The organism is Pseudomonas cerasi, from assembly GCF_900074915.1.
GTDB lineage: Bacteria > Pseudomonadota > Gammaproteobacteria > Pseudomonadales > Pseudomonadaceae > Aquipseudomonas > Aquipseudomonas cerasi.
The window spans coordinates 4841385-4861065 of the sequence record NZ_LT222319.1; the positions used below are offsets into that span (position 1 = coordinate 4841385).

A 19681-nucleotide genomic window follows, 5' to 3' on the forward strand; every position below is an offset into this window, starting at 1 on the left:
ACTTTAGTGGCCCTTGGTGCAAATACCAATCTATTAACGGCAAGCCATCAACGGAATGGCGGCTCGTCGAAGCTGCGCAGTTTGCGTGAGTGCAGCGAGTTCACCTCGGTACGCAGCAGGTCCAGCGCAGCGATGCCGATTTTCAGGTGCTGACTGACAGCACGCTCATAGAACGCATTCGCCGAACCCGGCAGCTTGATTTCGCTGTGCAGCGGCTTGTCGGATACACACAGCAACGTGCCGTAAGGCACACGCAGGCGATATCCCTGAGCAGCGATGGTGCCGCTTTCCATGTCGACCGCCACTGCGCGCGACAGGTTGATCAGCGGACGTTCCTGAGCCCAGCGCAGTTCCCAGTTACGGTCGTCATAGGTCAACACCGTGCCGGTGCGCAGGCGCTTCTTGAGCTCTTCGCCGCGCTCGCCGGTAATCTGCGCAGCCGACTCCTGCAAGGCCAGTTGCACTTCGGCAAGCGCCGGAATCGGGATATGGGGCGGCAGTACGCGGTCGAGAATCCCGTCGCGACGCATGTAGGCGTGAGCCAACACGTAATCGCCGATGGTCTGCGACTGACGCAGGCCGCCGCAGTGACCGATCATCAGCCAGCAATGCGGACGCAGCACCGCGAGGTGATCGGTGATGTTCTTGGCGTTGGACGGGCCGACGCCGATGTTGACCAGCGTCACGCCATGACCGTCTTCGGCGATCAGGTGGTAGGCCGGCATCTGATAGCGGTGCCAGACCACGCTGGCGACGATGGCCTGGGCTTCTTCCTGGCCCATGCTCTTGTCGACCACCACGTTACCCGGCAGGACCATGCGCACGAAACGCGGGTCTTCGCGGAGCTGTTCCAGGCCGTGCAGAATGAACTGGTCGACATAGCGATGGTAGTTGGTCAGCAGAATCCACGGCTGCACATGGCGCCAGTCGCTGCCGGTGTAATGCACCAGACGGCGTAGCGAAAAATCCACCCGCGCAGCGTCGAACAGCGCCAGTGGCAGCGGATCGACGTTGGCCCAGTCGTAGAGGCCGTCGGCAATGCCGTCGGTGGCAGCCGACAGGTCGGTGCTCGGGAACACTCGTGCCAGCGCCGCAGCGGTGACGCCCGTGCCGGCCAGCTCATCGCCCTGCTCGACCACGTAAGGATAAGGAATGCTCTGCTCGCTCATACCGACTTCGACCGTCACGGTGAAATCGTTCATCAGCGGGACAAGTTGTTCGAGCAGGTACTTTTTGAAGGCCTTGGGCTGCGTGACGGTGACGCTGTAAGTGCCCGGCAGCTGCACCTTGGCGTAGGCGCGCGTGGTGACCGGCACTTCGCCCTGGCATTTGTAGACCAGGCGCAGTTCCGGGTAGCTGAATTGCGCTCGCTCTTCGGCAGTGGGTTCAACGCGGTCTTTCAGGTAGCGCTTGAGCGCCTGACTCAGCGCACTGGTGGCGCGTTCATGCAGCTCGGCGAGCCGTTCTACAGCCTGCTCGGCGGTGTCGACAACAACAAAGGCTTGGGTCACGATTCATGTCCTGTCTGATCTTGCAGACGTGCATCGTAACGGGTTCGCGTGCTCATGCCACCTGCGGCGAGGCCCTTTGCAGCAATGTTTCTACGTCAACACCCTTGGGCAAAGCGCCATACACCCGCCCGCCAGACACCAGTCGACCGGCAATGAAGCCGTCACTGACCGCCGCGTTACCCGCTTCCAGCAACAACTTGCCCTGCAAGGCGATGGCGATGTCTTCGGTCAGTTGGCGGGCGCGGTACTGAATGTCGCCGGTGTCCTGAAACGCCGCCTTGAGCTTGCCGATATGTGCCGCCAGTTGCCGGTCGCCATGTCCGTCGCCCAGTTCGTCGAACAGCGCATCAAGTGCGCCGGGCTCCTTGGACAGGGTTCGCAGCACGTCCAGGCATTGCACGTTGCCGGAGCCTTCCCATGTCGAGTTGACCGGCGCTTCGCGGTACAACCGGGGCAGAATGCTGTCCTCGACATAACCGGCGCCGCCCAGGCACTCGGCGGCTTCGTTGATCATGGCCGGGGCGCGCTTGCAGATCCAGTATTTGCCCACTGCCGTGACCAGACGCACAAAACGCTTTTCGTGGTCATCATCCAGGTGATCAAGCGCGCGCCCCATCCGCAGGGTCAGGGCCAGCGCGGCCTCGCTTTCCAGTGCCAGATCAGCCAGCACGTTCTGCATCAACGGTTGCTCGGCGAGCAACCGGCCACTGACCGTACGGTACGCGCAATGGTGGGTCGCCTGAGTCAGCGCCTGACGCATCAGGGCACTGGAGCCAATCATGCAGTCGAAACGGTTCATGGCGACCATTTCGGTGATGGTCGGGACGCCACGCCCTTCTTCGCCGATCATCCATGCCAGCGCGCCACGAAACTCGACTTCGCTGGAGGCGTTGGACCAGTTGCCGAGCTTGTTTTTCAGGCGCTGAATGTAAAACTCGTTACGCGTGTCGTCCGGCCTATGGCGCGGCAGCAGAAAACAGCTGAGGCCCTTGTCGGTCTGCGCCAGGGTCAGGAATGCATCGCACATCGGTGCCGAGCAGAACCATTTGTGCCCGACCAGCTCGTAGGCCTGGCCGGGGCCGCCTGCTCCCACCGGGAACGCACGCGTGGTGTTGGCGCGCACGTCGGTGCCGCCCTGCTTCTCGGTCATGGCCATGCCGATGGTCGCGCCACGCTTGTGCGCAATGCCCACGTTGCGTGGATCGTACTCAGTCGACTGCACCTTGGGCAGCCAGATTTCAGCCAGATCCGGTTGCAGCCTGAGCGCAGGAACGCTGGCGAAGGTCATGGTCAGCGGACAGCCGCTGCCAGGGTCTGCCTGGGTATGCAAATAACTCATGGCCGCACGCGCCACGTGAGCGCCGGGCTGCGGATCGGTCCATGGCAACGACGGGATGCCATGCTCGATGGCCGTGCTCATCAACTGGTGATACGTCGGGTGGAATTCGACCAGGTCGATGCGGTGCCCGTAACGGTCATGGCTGGCAAACTCAGGCTTGTGCTGGTTGGCCAGAAAGCCCGCCGCCATCAGCGGGCCACCTGCCAGCGAACCGTAGGCATCGATACGCGACTGCGCCCAGCCCGCCCCGAATCGCCTGCTCCATTCCTGAAGTGGCACGTCGATACGGTAAAGGTTTGCCCCGTCCAGCGGCGGCGGTTGATTGGTGACTTCGTGGGTTTCGGCGAATTGATTCAGGTTCATGAGTCATCTCCTGCCTGAGTACACACACAACATGCACACAGTGAATCACGCACCCGGCCCTAGCAAAAGTGCCGTAGCCGCCTAACCGTCGGCGCTTTCAGCTGATGACGCTATAAGGCCGCTTATATACCCCATTGAGCCTTGAGTTCAGGCGCCCTGCGCACCGCGCCCGGCACGACCATCAGCATCGGCACGCTCAGCGTGAAACAGCTGCCCTTGCCGGGTTCGGAACGATGACTCAGTTCGCCGCCCTGCAACTCGACCAGTTTCCGGCAGATCGCCAGTCCGATGCCCAGCCCGCCGTATTCGCGGGTCATGGAGCCGTCGACCTGAAAGAAATGCTGATACAGCCGGGCTTCGTCCAGGCGGCTGAAGCCGATACCGCTGTCCATCACTTCGACCCGCAGGTACAGGCGCTCCAGGTCTTGCGGATGGCCACTGAAACGTACCTGCACCGCGCCCTTCCGGGTGAATTTGATCGCGTTGTCCACCAGACACTCGATGCACTGGTAGAGCTTGCTCGCGTCGCCACGAAGGCTCGGCGGCAGTTTATCGTCCAGATCGAGCGTCAATATCAGGCCCTTGGACTGAGCCGCGCCGCTGAAACGCTCCTCTAACCTGTCAGCCAGATCCTCGGGGGAAAACGCCTCGCAGTCGGCGTACAGCACACCGGCCTGCAGCTCGGTGAGGGTCAGGATACCGTTGATCATGCTCATCATGTCGCGTGCCGAACTGGCGGCGGTTTGCTGATACATCTCGACTTCGTCGTCCATGTCCAGCGTCTGCATGACCTCCAGCGATCCGATCACCCCGTTCATCGGCGTTCGCAGCTCATGGGTGAGCGTGGCAAGGAACTCGTCCTTCAGCCGGTTGCTGTTGGCCAGTTGCTGGTTGAGGCGCTCCAGATCCTGACCGGCGGCCAGCAAGGTTTGCGCCTGCTGCCTGCGGGCGTGGTTGATACGGTCGGCCAGCGCCATCGACAGGAAGGCCATTTCCAGCACCGTGCCGATGTGCGAGGCGTACATGGTCAGGAAGGTATTGGGCAGATAGCCAAGCAGCATCAAGCCGAAGATCAGTCCGCTGACCATGAATACCGACCAGGCAAGTACGAAGTAGCGCCCGACCCGTTCGCCTTTGATGACCGCAACGATACCCGCCAGGTAGATCGTCAGAGAGCCCGCCATGACCAGCTGAGTGGCACCGCGCAGAGCCGGCCCGTAGCTGAGGAACAAGGCCATGAACATGACCAGTACGGCAGCGCCGATAACCGCCAGCAGCAGCCGGTCCAGCCAGCGGCTCAATTGTGCGGTGCCCAGAAAGCTACGCGAAAACTGGCATGCGAATAACGTCGCCAGCGACATCAGGAAGGGGGTCGACGCATTCGCCCACCAGGGGCTGTCAGGCCATAGGTATTCGATGGCGACGCCGTTGATCGACATCTGATAAAGCCCGAACGAGGCGACATACAGCAGGTAATACAGGTAATCCACCTCACGAACGCTGAGGTAGATGAACAGGTTGTAGACCAGCATGCCCAGCAGCACGCCGTAGATCAGACCGAAGACGTAAACCTTGGTGGGCTGAGCGTCCAGATACGCGTGGGTAGACCAGAGGTTGAGCGGTGCCTGAACAGAGCCTTCGCTGCGAATACGCATGTACAGGGTTCGCGCCTGGCCCGGCGGCAGGTCCAGCTGGAAGAGGTAGTTGTTCTGGGCGAACTGGCGGCTGGAGAACGGCAGCATGTCTCCGGTCTGCCAGACCCGCCCGGGATTACCGTCGGCATCCGGGACATAGAAATCAATGTGGTCCATTGGCGGATAGGCCAGTTCCAGCAACCAGTCGTTATGGATGCTGGCGTCCGTCGGGCGATAGGTCAGCTCGACCTTCAGCCAGAAGGCGGAACGCGAATAACCGGCGTTGAAGGTCCCGGCAGGCACGGACTGAAAGGCACCGGCGTGAGCGGCGGCGCTGACGCTTTCGATGGTCGCCTCGCCGGTCGGGTCTTCGAATACCTGAATGGCACGGCCCAACGGCAGAAAACGAGTGTTTTCATCAAACTCGACTGCATGACTCTGCAACGGCAGCCAAAGAGCCAGAATGATCAACAGATAGCGCATTGAAGCCCCAAGGTAGGTCGTCGCGTTCAATCCATCCATTGATTACGACGTCCCGCAAATTTCTATCCTTGAAACAGGCTAATGATTCAAACAGACCGTTGAACGTGCACATGTACCGGCAGACATCAGTAAAGACCCGAACCGTCACTTGTCAGCCTTGCCACTCAAGCATAGCCGCTAATAGCTTAAAGACAGTATCGCGATCAAAATCAAGGCAATAGCTCTATATCGGTGACCGCAAGGCAAACATGAGTACTTTTTAAGGTTTTGTCGAGCCTGCCGTTGTCACCGATCGGGCTCGATCCGCAAGAAAAAACCGGCACCCCGAGCGGCCCGCGAAAGGTTTAGTGATAAGCTCGCGCACCATGAATATCTATAGCTCCCGCCCCGTAGTCCTTTGCCTGTCCGGTCACGACCCTAGTGGCGGCGCCGGTATGCAGGCCGATATAGAAGCCCTGCTCGCCCAAGGCTGCCATGCCGCTCCGGTGATTACCGCGCTCACCGTGCAAGACACGGTGAACGTCAGTGATTTCCGCGTGCTGGATCGCGAATGGGTGATGGCGCAAGCCAATGCAGTCCTCAACGATTCGAGCGTAGCAGCCGTCAAGCTGGGCATGCTGGGGTCACTGGAAATGGTCGATACGGTAGTCGAACTGCTTCTGGCCCACCCGAATTTGCCCATGGTCTGTGATCCGGTGCTACGCGCTGGCGGCGGCGGCAGACTGGGCAAGGACGAGGTCGGCTACGCCATGCGTGAACGCCTGTTGCCCCTGTCGACCATCGCCACCCCGAACCTTCCGGAAGCCCGCATCCTTGCCGAGCTTCCCGAAGGGACTGCGGACGAGTGCGCTGACAGACTACTGCCGTTTTGTGAATATCTGTTGATCACAGGCGGACATGGTGATGAGCAGCAGATCCATAACCGTCTGTACCTGCATGATGGCCGGACCCACACTTTCGTCTGCGAGCGTTTGCCCGGCAGCTACCACGGCTCTGGCTGTACCCTGGCCAGCGCACTGGCCGGGCGCATCGCCCAGGGTGAAGAGCTGGTCAGCGCGGTGAAGTCGGCACTCGACTACACCTGGCGGACCCTGAGGGATGCCGAACAGTTGGGCCGGGGGCAATTCGTGCCACGTCGGCTGCCGCTGGATTTTTGCTCGTAACACATCGCCATGAGGGTCGATTCATGAAACTGCGTGGCCTGTATGCCATTACCGACAGCCAGTTGCTGTCCGGAAAATTTCTGTCGTATGTCGAAGCTGCGCTGGACGGCGGCGTGACGCTGCTGCAATACCGCGACAAGAACAGTGACGAGTCCCGTCGTCTGCGTGAAGCGACCGAACTGCTCAAGCTCTGCGAGCGCTACAAGACCCGACTGATCATCAACGATGACGCTGAGCTGGCTGCGCGGCTGGGGGTGGGCGTGCATCTGGGACAGTCCGACGGCTCGCTGCCCGATGCCCGCGCCCTGCTCGGACACAAGGCGATTGTCGGTGCCACCTGTCATGGCCGCGTGGAGCTGGCCGAGCAAGCCAAGGCTGACGGCGCGACGTACGTGGCATTTGGCAGGTTCTTCAATTCCCTGACCAAGCCTGGCGCCCCCGCTGTACCGCTGGACCTGATCGCTCAGGTGCGTGCCAGGGTCCATCTGCCGATCGCGGTGATTGGCGGCATTACCCTGGAGAACGCACCGCAACTGGTTGAACACGGGGCCGACCTGCTCGCCGTGGTGCACGGCTTGTTCGGCGCTGAAAACACTCAGGAAGTGACGCGCCGGGCAAAAGCTTTCACGGCGTTGTTGTAGAGCGGAATGGTCGTGGGCCAGAAACGGGCGACGCTTCGCCTTCTCGCGAAGGCGATGGTTCAGAATGCTCTGTTTTCGGGGCCTGCACTGCCCCCCTCGCGAGCCAGTACGTGGATCCTCCTTCATTTGATATAGTGCGTGTTCCTGCGCCTTCTCTGGCTCATGCCACCCAATAAAGCAGCCCACCCTGAAGCTGCCCGCCTCGGCTGACCCCAGCGTAGACACGAATTCCCCGTTTCAAAGCAGAGACCCGATCATGTCCCGTTCCGAAACACTGTTCGCCAACGCCCAAAAACACATCCCCGGCGGCGTCAATTCGCCGGTTCGCGCCTTCAAGAGCGTGGGTGGCACGCCACTGTTCTTCAAGCACGCTGCGGGCGCCTACGTGACTGACGAAGACGACAAGCGTTATGTGGATTACGTCGGCTCCTGGGGCCCGATGATTCTTGGCCATAGCCACCCCGACGTGCTCGATGCCGTGCGCAGCCAGCTGGAACACGGCCTGTCCTACGGCGCACCGACGGCCATGGAAACCGAAATGGCCGACCTGGTCTGCGAACTGGTGCCATCCATGGAAATGGTTCGCATGGTCAGCTCGGGCACTGAAGCGACCATGAGTGCAATCCGTCTGGCCCGTGGCTTCACCGGCCGCGACAGCATCCTCAAGTTCGAAGGTTGCTACCACGGTCACTCCGACAGCCTGCTGGTCAAGGCCGGCTCCGGTGCGCTGACCCTCGGCGTGCCCAGCTCGCCTGGCGTACCTGCTGCTTTCGCCAAACACACCCTGACCGTGCCCTTCAACAACCTCGACGCCGTGCGTGACCTGCTGGCCGAAGTGGGTCAGGAAGTGGCGTGCATCATCGTTGAACCCGTGGCTGGCAACATGAACTGTGTGCCGCCTGCGCCTGGCTACCTGCAAGGGCTGCGCGACCTGTGCGACGAGCACGGCGTGGTGCTGATTTTCGATGAAGTGATGACCGGTTTCCGCGTTGCCCTCGGTGGCGCACAGGCTTACTACGGCGTGACGCCCGACCTGAGCACTTTTGGCAAAATCATCGGCGGCGGCATGCCGGTCGGCTGCTTTGGCGGCAAACGCGAAATCATGTCGCACATCGCACCGCTCGGCCCGGTCTATCAGGCCGGCACCCTGTCGGGCAACCCGCTGGCGATGGCGGCCGGCCTTACCACCCTGCGCCTGATCAGCCGTCCGGGCTTTCACGATGAACTGAGCGACTACACCCGCCGCCTGCTCGAAGGCCTGCAACAGCGCGCCGATGCCGCAGGTATCCCGTTCGTGACGACCCAGGCCGGCGGCATGTTCGGCCTGTATTTCAGCGAAGCCGACCAAATCGTGACGTTCGAAGACGTGATGACCAGTGACTCCGAGCGCTTCAAGCGCTTCTTCCACCTGATGCTGGAAGGCGGTGTTTACCTCGCGCCGAGCGCTTTTGAAGCGGGTTTCACTTCCATCGCCCATGGTGATGCCGAGCTGAAACTGACCCTGGATGCCGCAGAAAAGGCATTCGCTGCGCTGAAATAAGCTCGGCATGCATCACTCGCGCAGGGTGTCAGTGAACCGGCGCGAGTGATGACTGCGAATGAAACTGAACGTTAAGTACGTATTTTGCTTCTACAATGCAACGCGAACGCTGCACAGACACGCTGACAACAACCCTCTTTCAGGTAATCCGCCCGTAAAAAAGGATGTTTTCAGGCCGTGCAGCAGAAAATCCGTAAAGACTTTGTAAGGTTGGCTCTGCTTATTTCATAATGCGCAGCCAGCACGTTTAGCTGGTCGGGCATGCCCGCACCTTTTTCAGAGGTAAGTCGACTCCCATGAACCGCACCGGCCGCACCCTTGTATTGGGCTGCCTGTTGCTTGTCTATCCTCTGCTGGCAACTGCCGGCGGCAACTCGTTGTTAGTCCCGGCGATGGGTCGTTGCACCCTCAATACCCAGCCAGAGAACCTGCCTGCAGCGCTCGAAGCCTGCCAACAGGCCGCCAAGGGTGGGGACGCGCAGGCGCAGTACGAGTTGGGTGAGTTGTATTACGAGGGCAGAAATGCACCTCGCGATTTGTCGCAGGCGCTGAATTATTTCGAGCAGGCTTCGCTGCAGGGCCATGCCCAGGCGCAGTATCAACTGGGCTTGATGTTCAGCCGTGGTGAAGGTGTGCAGGCCAACAACATTCAGGCCTACATCGTGCTGAAGATGGCCGCGGTCAACGGTTCGGAAGACGCGCTGGACGCTGCCGACGAAGTCTCGGCGAAGATGCAGCGTGACGAGCTCGAAGTCGCCACTCAGGTACTCGGGCAGATTTTCCGCAAATACCTGCTTGAACTGCAGACCGCCGAAGGTCGCAGTCCTTTTTCTCCGTTGCCCTGATCAGGAATCTTTCAGGGCAATCGCGATTCACACCTGCAACGCTTACTTTTCCGGCATCGGCATGGGGAACGGCATCACATTGCTGCTGCCGCGCGCTTCGCTGATCTTCGGCGTGCCCATGCGTTCGACTTCATCAATGCGCACAATCGAATGCATCGGCACGAAACTGCGCACCACACCTTCGAACTGGGCCTTGAGCTTCTCTTCGCTAGGGTCCACCACAACGGTCGTGCGCTCGCCGAAGACGAATTCTTCAACTTCCAGAAAGCCCCACAGATCACTTTGGTAGATCTGCTTGGCGTACATCTCGAACACCTGTCCCTGGTTGAGGAAAATCACCTTGTAGATTGGAGCTTCGCGTTTGGTCATAACGGGCGGGTAACGATCGGAGATGAAAAAGGGGCACGGACTATAGCATGTCCGCCCGCCTCGTCGGACAGCCGACGCTAGGAACCCGAGCCCTTCATCCTTATAATGCGCGGTTCACTGACACGGTTGATCATCACGCATGGCCAAAAAGCTTTATATCGAAACCCACGGTTGCCAGATGAACGAGTACGACAGCTCGCGCATGGTCGACCTGCTGGGCGAACATCAGGCCCTGGAAGTCACCGCTCGCGCGGAAGACGCCGACGTGATCCTGCTCAATACCTGCTCGATTCGTGAACGCGCCCAGGACCGGGTGTATTCCCAGCTCGGCCGCTGGCGTGAGCTGAAGCTGGCCAATCCGGAAATGGTTATCGCTGTCGGCGGCTGCGTGGCCAGCCAGGAAGGCGCAGCCATTCGTGATCGCGCGCCCTATGTGGACGTGGTGTTCGGCCCGCAGACCCTGCACCGCCTGCCGGAAATGATCGACGCCGCACGCGTGACCCGCTTGCCGCAGGTCGATGTCTCGTTCCCGGAAATCGAAAAATTCGACCACTTGCCCGAGCCGCGCGTCGATGGCCCGAGCGCTTATGTGTCGGTGATGGAAGGCTGCAGCAAATACTGCACGTTCTGCGTGGTGCCCTACACCCGTGGCGAGGAAGTCAGTCGCCCGTTCGACGATGTGCTGAGCGAAGTGATCCACCTGGCCGAAAACGGCGTGCGTGAAGTCACCCTGCTGGGGCAGAACGTCAACGGTTATCGCGGCACCACCCACGACGGCCGCGTCGCAGACCTGGCGGACCTGATTCGCGTGGTCGCCGCCGTCGATGGCATCGACCGAATTCGCTACACCACCTCGCACCCGCTGGAGTTTTCCGACAGCCTGATCCAGGCCCACGCGGAAGTGCCGGAACTGGTCAAACACCTGCATTTGCCTGTGCAGTCGGGCTCCGACCGCATTCTGGCGGCGATGAAGCGCAACCACACCACGCTGGAATACAAGTCGCGTTTGCGCAAGCTCAGGGCCGCAGTGCCGGGCATCAGTATCAGTTCCGACTTCATCGTCGGCTTCCCCGGCGAGACCGAAAAGGATTTCGACAACACCATGAAGCTGATCGAGGACGTGGGTTTCGACTTCTCGTTCTCGTTCGTCTACAGCCCGCGCCCGGGCACGCCCGCCGCGGACCTCAAGGACGATACGCCCGAAGCCCTGAAGAAAGAGCGCCTGGCCGCCCTGCAACATCGTCTGAACCAGCAGGGTTTCGAGATCAGCCGGCAGATGGTGGGCAGCATCCAGCGCATTCTGGTGACCGACTACTCGAAGAAAGACCCAGGCGAACTGCAGGGCCGCACCGAGAACAACCGGATCGTCAATTTTCGCTGCGACAACCCCAAATTGATCGGGCAGTTTGCCGATGTACACATCGATGATGCGCAGCCTCACTCGTTGCGCGGCTCGCTGCTACAGTAAAGCTTGAGTGTCGCTGCAGAAACGAATCGCCGAATGAATTCGTTTCTGCGCGGTCCCTACCATTGAGCACGGTGAATCCCTGGCGCGGCCTTTAACAAGGCAACGCTTTCGCACAATCAGCGCTAGGGGTATTCTTCAATACATCTCAATTGCCGCCGGACGGCCATTAAACGACCTTGAACGCACCCATAGAACCTCATCGCTTCACCCTCGAGCCTTTCGAGGCCCATCGTTTCGCCAACTTGTGCGGGCAACTCGACGAGCACTTGCGCCTGATCGAGCAACGCCTGGACATCGAGATCCGCAATCGCGGCAATCAATTCGAGCTGATTGGCGACGCCAAACAAAATCATTCCGCCGAGAACCTTCTGCGCCGTCTGTACCGGGAAACCAAAGGTACCGAACTGACGCCGGACATGGTCCACCTGTTCCTTCAGGAATCGGGTGTGGACGGCCTCGACAATCACCCTGCCGCCGAAGTCGGCGTCTCGCTGCGCACCAAAAAGGGCATGATTCGCCCGCGCGGCCTGAACCAGCAGCGTTACGTCAAGGAAGTCCTCAGCAACGACATCAACTTCGGCATCGGCCCGGCGGGTACCGGCAAGACCTACCTGGCGGTGGCCTGCGCGGTGGATGCACTGGAGCGCGAGCAGATCCGACGCATCCTGCTGGTGCGCCCGGCGGTCGAGGCTGGCGAGAAGCTGGGCTTCCTGCCCGGCGATCTGGCACAGAAGATCGACCCGTACCTGCGCCCGCTGTACGACGCGCTGTACGAGATGCTCGGTTTCGAATACGTCGCCAAGCTGATCGAGAAGCAGGTCATTGAAGTGGCACCGCTGGCTTACATGCGCGGACGCACCCTTAATAACAGCTTCATCATTCTCGACGAAAGTCAGAACACCACCGTCGAGCAGATGAAGATGTTCCTGACCCGTATCGGCTTCGGCTCCACGGCCGTGATCACCGGCGACATCACCCAGGTCGACCTGCCGAAGGGCACTCGCTCCGGGCTGACGCACGTCATCGATGTGCTCAAGGACGTGCCGGGCATCAGCTTCACGCATTTCAAACCCAAGGATGTGGTTCGCCACCCGCTGGTTCAGCGCATCGTCGAAGCCTACGAGCGTTTCGACGACCGCCTCAGCGATGGTCCGTCGGGCAACAACAGTTACCCACGGGACAACCACCGCGATGCTTGAGCTGGACCTGCAGATTGCAAGCGAGACAAGCGCCCCTGACGAAGCCCGATTCCGCCTCTGGTGTGAAATGGGCCTGCGTCAGCGCAGTGCCGACTCCGAGCTGACCATCCGCCTGGTTGACGAAACCGAAGGGCGTGAGCTCAATCACACCTGGCGACACAAAAATTACGCAACAAACGTGCTTTCATTCCCGGCAGACGTTCCAGACGACATGCTGGACATCCCGTTGCTGGGTGATCTGGTTATCTGCGTTCCGGTCGTCAACCGTGAAGCCGTTGAACAGGGCAAGTCCGTCGACGCGCACTGGGCGCACATGGTCATTCATGGCTGCCTTCATCTGCTGGGTTACGACCACATCGATGATGAAGAAGCCGAAGAAATGGAAGCACTGGAACGAACGTTGCTTGAGGAGCTGGGCTATCCCGATCCCTACGCCGACGACGAAAGTGCCGACCATCCACATTCAGACACACCAAGCAAGGACCACGAGTAAGGGCTATGAGCGAAGACCGATCGAGCAACGGGCAAAAGTCATGGTTGGGTAAACTGACCCAGGCCTTTGTCCATGAGCCGAAAAACCGCCAGGAGCTGCTTGAGCTGCTGCGCGAAGCCCACCAGAACAAACTGCTGGACAGCGAAGCGCTGGCCATCGTCGAGGGCGCCATTCAAGTGGCTGACCTGCAAGTGCGCGACATCATGGTGCCTCGCTCGCAGATGATCAGCATCAAGGCGACCCAGACACCCCGGGAATTTCTGCCTGCGGTCATCGATGCTGCGCACTCGCGCTATCCGGTGATCGGCGAAAGCCACGATGATGTGCTCGGTGTGCTGCTGGCCAAGGATCTGCTGCCGCTGATCCTCAAGGCCGACGGTGACAGCGATGACGTCAAGAAGCTGCTGCGTCCGGCCACTTTCGTGCCCGAATCCAAGCGTCTCAACGTGCTGTTGCGCGAATTTCGCGCCAACCACAACCACATGGCCATCGTCATTGACGAATACGGCGGCGTGGCGGGTCTGGTAACCATCGAAGACGTACTGGAACAGATCGTCGGCGATATCGAAGACGAGCATGACGTCGAGGAAGACAGCTACATCAAACCGCTGCCCAGCGGCGACTTCCTGGTCAAGGCCCTTACGCCGGTCGAGAATTTCAACGAATTCTTCGATAGCACGTTCTCGGACGACGAGTTCGATACTGTGGGCGGTCTGGTGATGAATGCCTTCGGCCATCTGCCCAAGCGCAACGAAATCACTGAAATCGGTGCCTATCGTTTCCGCATCCTGAGCGCTGACAGCCGTCGCATTCATTTGCTGCGCGTGACGCCCATTTCACGTCCGTAAACACTTGATGCTGCTTTAAGGAATCTACATGCGCTGGATAACCCGCCCCGGCTGGCCCGGTAACCTGCTGGCCCTGGCGGCTGGCGGGCTCACGACCCTGGCCCTGGCGCCCTTTGACCTCTGGCCTCTGGTGCTGGTCGCAGTGGCGATGTTCTATCTGGGCCTGCGCGACCTGAACCCGCGCCAGGCACTGGCCCGTGGCTGGTGCTATGGCTTCGGTCTGTACGGCGCCGGCACCAGCTGGATCTACGTCAGCATTCACACCTACGGCGGCGCTTCCGTGCTATTGGCCGGGCTGTTGATGCTGTTGTTTATCGCCGCCATTGCCCTGTTCTTCGCCCTGCCCGCCTGGGTCTGGGCGCGCTGGCTGCGTCGCAATGAAGCACCGCTGGCCGATGCGCTGGCCTTCGCAGCGCTATGGCTATGGCAGGAAGCGTTTCGCGGCTGGTTTCTCACTGGTTTCCCGTGGCTCTACTCCGGCTACAGTCAGCTCGACGGCCCACTGGCCGGGCTCGCCCCCGTCGGCGGCGTATGGCTGATTTCGTTCTCGCTGGCGCTGACTGCTGCACTGTTGTGCAACCTGCACCGCCTGCGTGCACGCAAATCGTTTCTGGCCATGGGCGTGGTGCTGTTACTGGCCCCGTGGGTCATCGGCTTGGCACTCAAGGGTCACGCTTGGACATCGCCGTCCGGCGCGCCACTGAAAGTTGCGGCGATGCAGGGCAACGTCGAACAAAGCATGAAGTGGGACCCGCAAAAGCTTAACGATCAGCTGGCGCTGTACCGCGACATGACCTTCCGCTCGCAGCAGGCAGACCTGATCGTCTGGCCGGAAACCGCCGTGCCGGTGCTCAAGGAAAGCGCAGAAGGCTATCTGTCGATGATGGGCAAGTTCGCTTCGGACCGCGGCGCTGCGCTGATCACCGGCGTACCGGTGCGTGAACCGACCGGGCGCGGTGAGTATCGTTATTACAACGGCATCACGGTCACGGGTCAGGGTGACGGCACCTACTACAAGCAGAAGCTGGTGCCGTTCGGTGAGTACGTGCCGCTGCAGGACCTGCTGCGCGGGCTGATTTCCTTCTTCGATCTGCCAATGTCGGACTTCGCGCGCGGGCCGAACGATCAGGCGTTATTGCAGGCCAAGGGTTATCACATCGCGCCCTTCATCTGCTACGAAGTGGTCTATCCAGAGTTCGCCGCAGGCCTGTCGGCACAAAGCGACCTGCTGCTGACGGTCAGCAACGACACCTGGTTCGGCACCTCGATCGGCCCTCTGCAACACTTGCAGATGGCCCAGATGCGCGCCCTTGAAGCAGGCCGCTGGATGATCCGCGCCACCAACAACGGCGTGACCGCGCTGATCGACCCGTTTGGCAAGATCACCGAGCAGATTCCGCAGTTCGAACGCGGCGTGCTGTACGGCGAAGTGGTGCCCATGCATGAACTCACGCCTTATCTGCACTGGCGCTCGTGGCCGCTGGCGATTGTCTGCCTGCTGCTGTTTGGCTGGGCGTTGATGGCGGCACGGATTTCCAAGACCGTCTGACTGCACCAAGCCGGTTTCATCTGCCTGCAGGTGGAATCGGCTTCAGATGGCCATTGCTTCAAATGATCATTGCCCCTTCCGATAGATCCACGGATAAACCAGCAAGCCTGCGGCTTCATTGAGCAGCATCCCGCTCTGCGTGAACACGCGACTTTCAGGCAGCCAGCCGCCAAAAGGCCGAGCATTGTCGACACCCATATAGCCGACCGGCGCACTCACCACAGTAAAGCCCGCCTGCTCGAAGCTCCAGCGTGCCCGCGGCATGTGCCAGGCCTGAGTCACCAGCACCACGCGCTTGATGCCTTGCGGCTGCAGAACTGCGGCGCTCATGGTCGCGTTTTCCCACGTGGTGCGACTCAGCCCCTCCTGCCAGCGCACCGTCACAGCAAAATCGTCCTGCAGTGACTGCGCCATGATCGCCGCCTCGCTGGGCGGCTGGTCAAAATGCAGGCCGCCGGAGGTCAATATCGGCAGTCCGGATTCTTTCGCCAATCGAGCCGCCAGACGCAGGCGCTCCAGTCCAAGACCGGTGGGCGTGTCTGCACCCCAGGTCGGCGAATTGCGCTCGCGCCCATTGCCCAGCACCACAATGGCATCCGCCTGCTGCGCCAGCGTCGCCCACTGCTGCTGCGGCAAGGGCGGGACCTGCTCCAGTTTACGAGCGGCAAACTCTACGGCGACCGGCAGGCTCATCAGCCACAATCCGCCGAGGCCGACCGCAAAGGATACCGTCGCCAGTCGTGGCCGGGAGCGACGCAGCCACCAACCAAGAATCAGCAGGACAAACAGAATACCGGGCGGCAAAAGAAGGGTTTTGAGCAGGTAGCGCAAAAGCATCGGGACATCTCCATGAGTGCCCGCAGCCTAGAATGTTTACAGACACGCGACAATGCCTGAAGCAGGAAGCCCGAAATGGCCAGGCCCTTGGCCCGCGTGCAGGCAGGCAATGCCTAAGTGTTACGGCCCAGCCGCACTGACGCCCTGGCTCGTCGCCGATCTTTCAGCCACACGATGGTGGCTGACGCACGGGGCGACCTGCCATGCTCCGCAGCCGCCAGAGCGCTTCCCGCAGGCATGTCGACGATAACTGCGCCTGCGTCCCCGTTGCCCTTTTCGAGATAGGCTTCGATCAACCGGAACTCGGCATGGCTCAACCCCTTGAGCTCAAGCTCGGCAGGCGACTCGTTTCGGAGCCGGACCGAGGTACTCGCCGTCTCGAGTGCCAGTCCGAGACGATCGATCAGACGCTCATACAGCCTGGTCAGGCTTGCAACATGCTGCAACTCTGTCATCCACTCACCTCATCGAAGATAATCATCACCCTCGCGTTTGAGCTTAGCGCTGCTGCAAGAACCGGTAGGGGACTACGACCAACGGCCAGATGAGGTTGCCGGCCGGGCGTTGAGCCCGCAAGGGACGCAATCAGGGTTTCCCTCGATAGACGGCCCTCATGTATGCTACTGCGCTTCCTGTAATTCCACTTCCGCGCTCTTGAGCCTGAACGCACCGCACAGACAGTTGCAAATGTCCGCCACGCGGTGCCGACCTGACTCGGCGAAGCAATGAAGAGGTCAAGGGTCACTAATCCTTAGTAAAAAGTAGCCATGCACGAACTCTATCAGCCCCGTGAAATCGAAGCCGCCGCCCAAACGTTCTGGGACGAGCAAAAGTCTTTTGAAGTCAGTGAACAGCCAGGCAAGGACACCTTCTACTGCCTGTCGATGTTTCCTTACCCGAGCGGCAAGCTGCACATGGGTCATGTGCGCAACTACACCATTGGTGACGTGATCTCCCGCTACCAGCGCATGCTGGGCAAGAATGTTCTGCAACCACTGGGCTGGGACGCTTTCGGCATGCCGGCTGAAAACGCCGCCATCGACAACAACGTCGCGCCGGCCAAGTGGACCTACGAAAACATCGATTACATGAAGACCCAGCTCAAGAGCCTGGGTCTGGCGGTTGACTGGTCGCGCGAAGTCACCACCTGCAAGCCTGATTACTACCGCTGGGAACAATGGCTGTTCACTCGCCTGTTCGAAAAGGGTGTGATCTACCGCAAGAACGGCACCGTGAACTGGGACCCGATCGACCAGACCGTACTGGCCAACGAGCAGGTCATCGACGGCCGCGGCTGGCGTTCCGGCGCGCTGATCGAAAAGCGCGAAATCCCGATGTACTACTTCAAGATCACCGCGTACGCCGATGAGCTGCTGGAAAGCCTCGACGAACTGCCGGGCTGGCCTGAACAGGTCAAGACCATGCAGCGCAACTGGATCGGCCGTTCGCGCGGCATGGAAGTGCAGTTTCCGTACGACCAGGCCTCGATCGGCGAAGCCGGTGCCCTGAAAGTCTTCACCACCCGCCCTGACACCCTGATGGGTGCGACCTACGTCGCGGTGGCGGCCGAACACCCACTGGCAACCCTGGCCGCGCAAGGCAACCCAGCGCTGCAGGCGTTCATCGATGAATGCAAGGGCGGCAGCGTTGCCGAAGCCGACGTTGCCACGCAGGAAAAGAAAGGCCAGGCGACTTCGTTGTTCGTCGAGCATCCACTGACTGGCGAGAAACTGCCGGTGTGGGTCGCCAACTACGTGCTGATGCACTACGGCGATGGCGCGGTCATGGCTGTACCGGCGCACGACGAGCGTGATTTCGAGTTTGCCACCCAGTACGGTCTGCCGATCAAGCCCGTGGTCCGCACCAGCGCCGGCGACGAAACACCTGCCCCATGGCAGCCGGCCTACGGCGAGCATGGCGAGCTGATCAATTCCGGCGAATTCACCGGCCTGACCTTCCAGGACGCGTTCGACGCCATTGAAGCCGCACTGGTCAAGAAATCCCTGGGCCAGTCCCGTACCCAGTTCCGCCTGCGCGACTGGGGTATCAGCCGCCAGCGTTACTGGGGCTGCCCGATTCCTATCGTGCATTGCGACACCTGCGGCGACGTGCCGGTCCCGGAAGACCAGTTGCCGGTTGTCCTGCCGGAAGACGTCGTGCCCGACGGCGCTGGCTCGCCACTGGCACGCATGCCCGAGTTCTACGAGTGCAGCTGCCCGAAATGCGGCGCACCGGCCAAGCGTGAAACCGACACCATGGACACCTTCGTCGAGTCCTCGTGGTACTACGCGCGCTATGCCTCACCGCATTACGAGGGTGGTCTGGTCGAGCCGAACGCTGCCAACCACTGGCTGCCGGTGGATCAGTACATCGGTGGTATCGAACACGCGATCCTGCACCTGCTCTATGCGCGCTTCTTCCACAAGCTGATGCGCGACGAAGGCCTGGTGACCTCGAACGAACCGTTCAAGAACCTGCTCACCCAGGGCATGGTCAACGCCGAAACCTACTTCCGCATGGAAACCAGCGGCAAGAAGACCTGGATCAACCCGGCCGATGTGACCCTCGAAAGAGACGCCAAGGCCAAGGTGATCAGCGCCACATTGACCAGCGATGGCCTGCCGGTGGAAATCGGCGGCACTGAAAAGATGTCGAAGTCGAAGAAAAACGGCATCGACCCGCAGACCATGATCGACCAGTACGGCGCCGACACCTGCCGCCTGTTCATGATGTTCGCCTCCCCGCCCGACATGAGCCTGGAATGGTCCGACTCGGGCGTCGAAGGTTCGCATCGTTTCCTGCGCCGCGTATGGCGTCTGGCCCAGGCGCACGTGGCTCAAGGCCCGTCGACCGGCCTGGACGTTGCGGCATTGTCCGATGAGCAGAAAGCCATCCGCCGCGCGATTCATCAGGCGATCAAACAGGCGAGCCAGGATATTGGCCAGAACCAGAAATTCAATACCGCTGTCGCGCAAGTGATGACGCTGATGAACGTGCTGGAAAAAGCCCCGCAGGACACACCGCAGGATCGCGCACTGATGCAGGAAGGCGTGGAAACCGTCGCCCTGCTGCTGGCACCTATCACGCCGCACATCAGTCACGAACTGTGGAAGCAACTGGGCCACAATGAGCCGGTGATCGACGCGGGCTGGCCTGCATTCGATGCAAACGCACTGGTGCAGGACAGTCTGCAACTGGTGATTCAGGTCAACGGCAAGCTGCGCGGTCACATCGAGATGCCTGCCAGCGCCAGCCGCGAAGAAGTCGAAGCGGCCGCACGCGTCAACGAGAACGTATTGCGCTTCACTGATGGCCTGACCATTCGCAAGGTGATCGTCGTGCCTGGCAAGCTGGTCAACATCGTCGCAAGCTGATTGGATCGGGCGCCCTGCAAACGCA

16 protein-coding genes are annotated in these 19681 nt (G+C 60.7%); 10 read left to right on the forward strand and 6 right to left on the reverse strand.

From position 1 onward, the window contains the following. Window positions 1-47: 47 nt before the first annotated feature. The 3 genes from amn to PCPL58_RS23950 all read right to left on the reverse strand — a co-directional run bounded on the left by amn (window position 48) and on the right by PCPL58_RS23950 (window position 5330). Entirely contained in the window at window positions 48-1511 is a 1464-nt protein-coding gene (amn, locus tag PCPL58_RS23940) for an AMP nucleosidase (RefSeq protein ID WP_065350601.1), read from the reverse strand. A gap of 52 nt (window positions 1512-1563) precedes the next feature. Beyond that, the gene (locus PCPL58_RS23945) at window positions 1564-3213 is read right to left on the reverse strand and encodes an acyl-CoA dehydrogenase family protein (RefSeq protein WP_065350602.1); all 1650 of its coding nucleotides are present in this window, start codon (window positions 3211-3213) and stop codon (window positions 1564-1566) included. Between the two features lie 122 nt (window positions 3214-3335). Next, on the reverse strand, window positions 3336-5330 hold the full coding sequence (locus PCPL58_RS23950; protein ID WP_065350603.1) for a sensor histidine kinase: 1995 nt from the start codon (window positions 5328-5330) through the stop codon (window positions 3336-3338). A 365-nt stretch (window positions 5331-5695) separates the two neighbouring features. On the opposite strand from PCPL58_RS23950, the gene PCPL58_RS23955 reads away from it, so the two are divergent. The 4 genes from PCPL58_RS23955 to PCPL58_RS23970 all read left to right on the forward strand — a co-directional run bounded on the left by PCPL58_RS23955 (window position 5696) and on the right by PCPL58_RS23970 (window position 9519). Next, window positions 5696-6493, forward strand: coding sequence for a hydroxymethylpyrimidine/phosphomethylpyrimidine kinase (locus PCPL58_RS23955; protein WP_065350604.1), 798 nt, complete (start codon window positions 5696-5698; stop codon window positions 6491-6493). Between the two features lie 23 nt (window positions 6494-6516). After that, a complete protein-coding gene (gene thiE, locus PCPL58_RS23960) occupies window positions 6517-7134 on the forward strand; it encodes a thiamine phosphate synthase (RefSeq protein ID WP_003368782.1) in 618 nt (205 codons plus the stop codon). A 256-nt stretch (window positions 7135-7390) separates the two neighbouring features. Then, entirely contained in the window at window positions 7391-8674 is a 1284-nt protein-coding gene (gene hemL / locus PCPL58_RS23965) for a glutamate-1-semialdehyde 2,1-aminomutase (protein WP_003368783.1), read from the forward strand. A 296-nt stretch (window positions 8675-8970) separates the two neighbouring features. Beyond that, window positions 8971-9519 (forward strand): tetratricopeptide repeat protein, encoded by a 549-nt coding sequence (locus PCPL58_RS23970; RefSeq protein WP_065350605.1) that lies wholly within the window; start codon window positions 8971-8973, stop codon window positions 9517-9519. A 42-nt stretch (window positions 9520-9561) separates the two neighbouring features. Here PCPL58_RS23970 and PCPL58_RS23975 read toward each other — a convergent pair whose 3' ends face one another. Continuing rightward, on the reverse strand, window positions 9562-9888 hold the full coding sequence (locus PCPL58_RS23975; protein ID WP_003368785.1) for a DUF1820 family protein: 327 nt from the start codon (window positions 9886-9888) through the stop codon (window positions 9562-9564). A 139-nt stretch (window positions 9889-10027) separates the two neighbouring features. Here PCPL58_RS23975 and miaB point away from each other — a divergent pair, with 139 nt between their 5' ends. From miaB to lnt, 5 genes are all read left to right on the forward strand, one after another. Then, window positions 10028-11356 carry a tRNA (N6-isopentenyl adenosine(37)-C2)-methylthiotransferase MiaB gene (gene miaB, locus PCPL58_RS23980; RefSeq protein WP_003368786.1) on the forward strand — a complete coding sequence of 443 codons (1329 nt, stop codon included), beginning with the start codon at window positions 10028-10030 and terminating at the stop codon, window positions 11354-11356. A gap of 176 nt (window positions 11357-11532) precedes the next feature. Beyond that, window positions 11533-12555 (forward strand): PhoH family protein, encoded by a 1023-nt coding sequence (locus PCPL58_RS23985; protein ID WP_003431685.1) that lies wholly within the window; start codon window positions 11533-11535, stop codon window positions 12553-12555. Next, window positions 12548-13048 (forward strand): rRNA maturation RNase YbeY, encoded by a 501-nt coding sequence (gene ybeY, locus PCPL58_RS23990; RefSeq protein WP_003368789.1) that lies wholly within the window; start codon window positions 12548-12550, stop codon window positions 13046-13048. The genes PCPL58_RS23985 and ybeY overlap by 8 nt, the downstream gene beginning before the upstream one ends. A gap of 5 nt (window positions 13049-13053) precedes the next feature. Further along, entirely contained in the window at window positions 13054-13896 is an 843-nt protein-coding gene (locus tag PCPL58_RS23995) for an HlyC/CorC family transporter (protein ID WP_003368790.1), read from the forward strand. Between the two features lie 28 nt (window positions 13897-13924). Continuing rightward, window positions 13925-15445: an apolipoprotein N-acyltransferase gene (gene lnt, locus PCPL58_RS24000; protein WP_003419312.1), complete on the forward strand. Its 1521-nt coding sequence runs from the start codon at window positions 13925-13927 to the stop codon at window positions 15443-15445. A 66-nt stretch (window positions 15446-15511) separates the two neighbouring features. Here lnt and PCPL58_RS24005 read toward each other — a convergent pair whose 3' ends face one another. Continuing rightward, window positions 15512-16282 (reverse strand): YdcF family protein, encoded by a 771-nt coding sequence (locus tag PCPL58_RS24005; protein WP_065350606.1) that lies wholly within the window; start codon window positions 16280-16282, stop codon window positions 15512-15514. Between the two features lie 113 nt (window positions 16283-16395). Further along, window positions 16396-16737: a hypothetical protein gene (locus PCPL58_RS24010; RefSeq protein WP_065350607.1), complete on the reverse strand. Its 342-nt coding sequence runs from the start codon at window positions 16735-16737 to the stop codon at window positions 16396-16398. Window positions 16738-17049: 312 nt separating this feature from the next. Here PCPL58_RS24010 and leuS point away from each other — a divergent pair, with 312 nt between their 5' ends. Continuing rightward, on the forward strand, window positions 17050-19656 hold the full coding sequence (leuS, locus tag PCPL58_RS24015) for a leucine--tRNA ligase (protein WP_058398064.1): 2607 nt from the start codon (window positions 17050-17052) through the stop codon (window positions 19654-19656). Window positions 19657-19681: the final 25 nt, after the last annotated feature.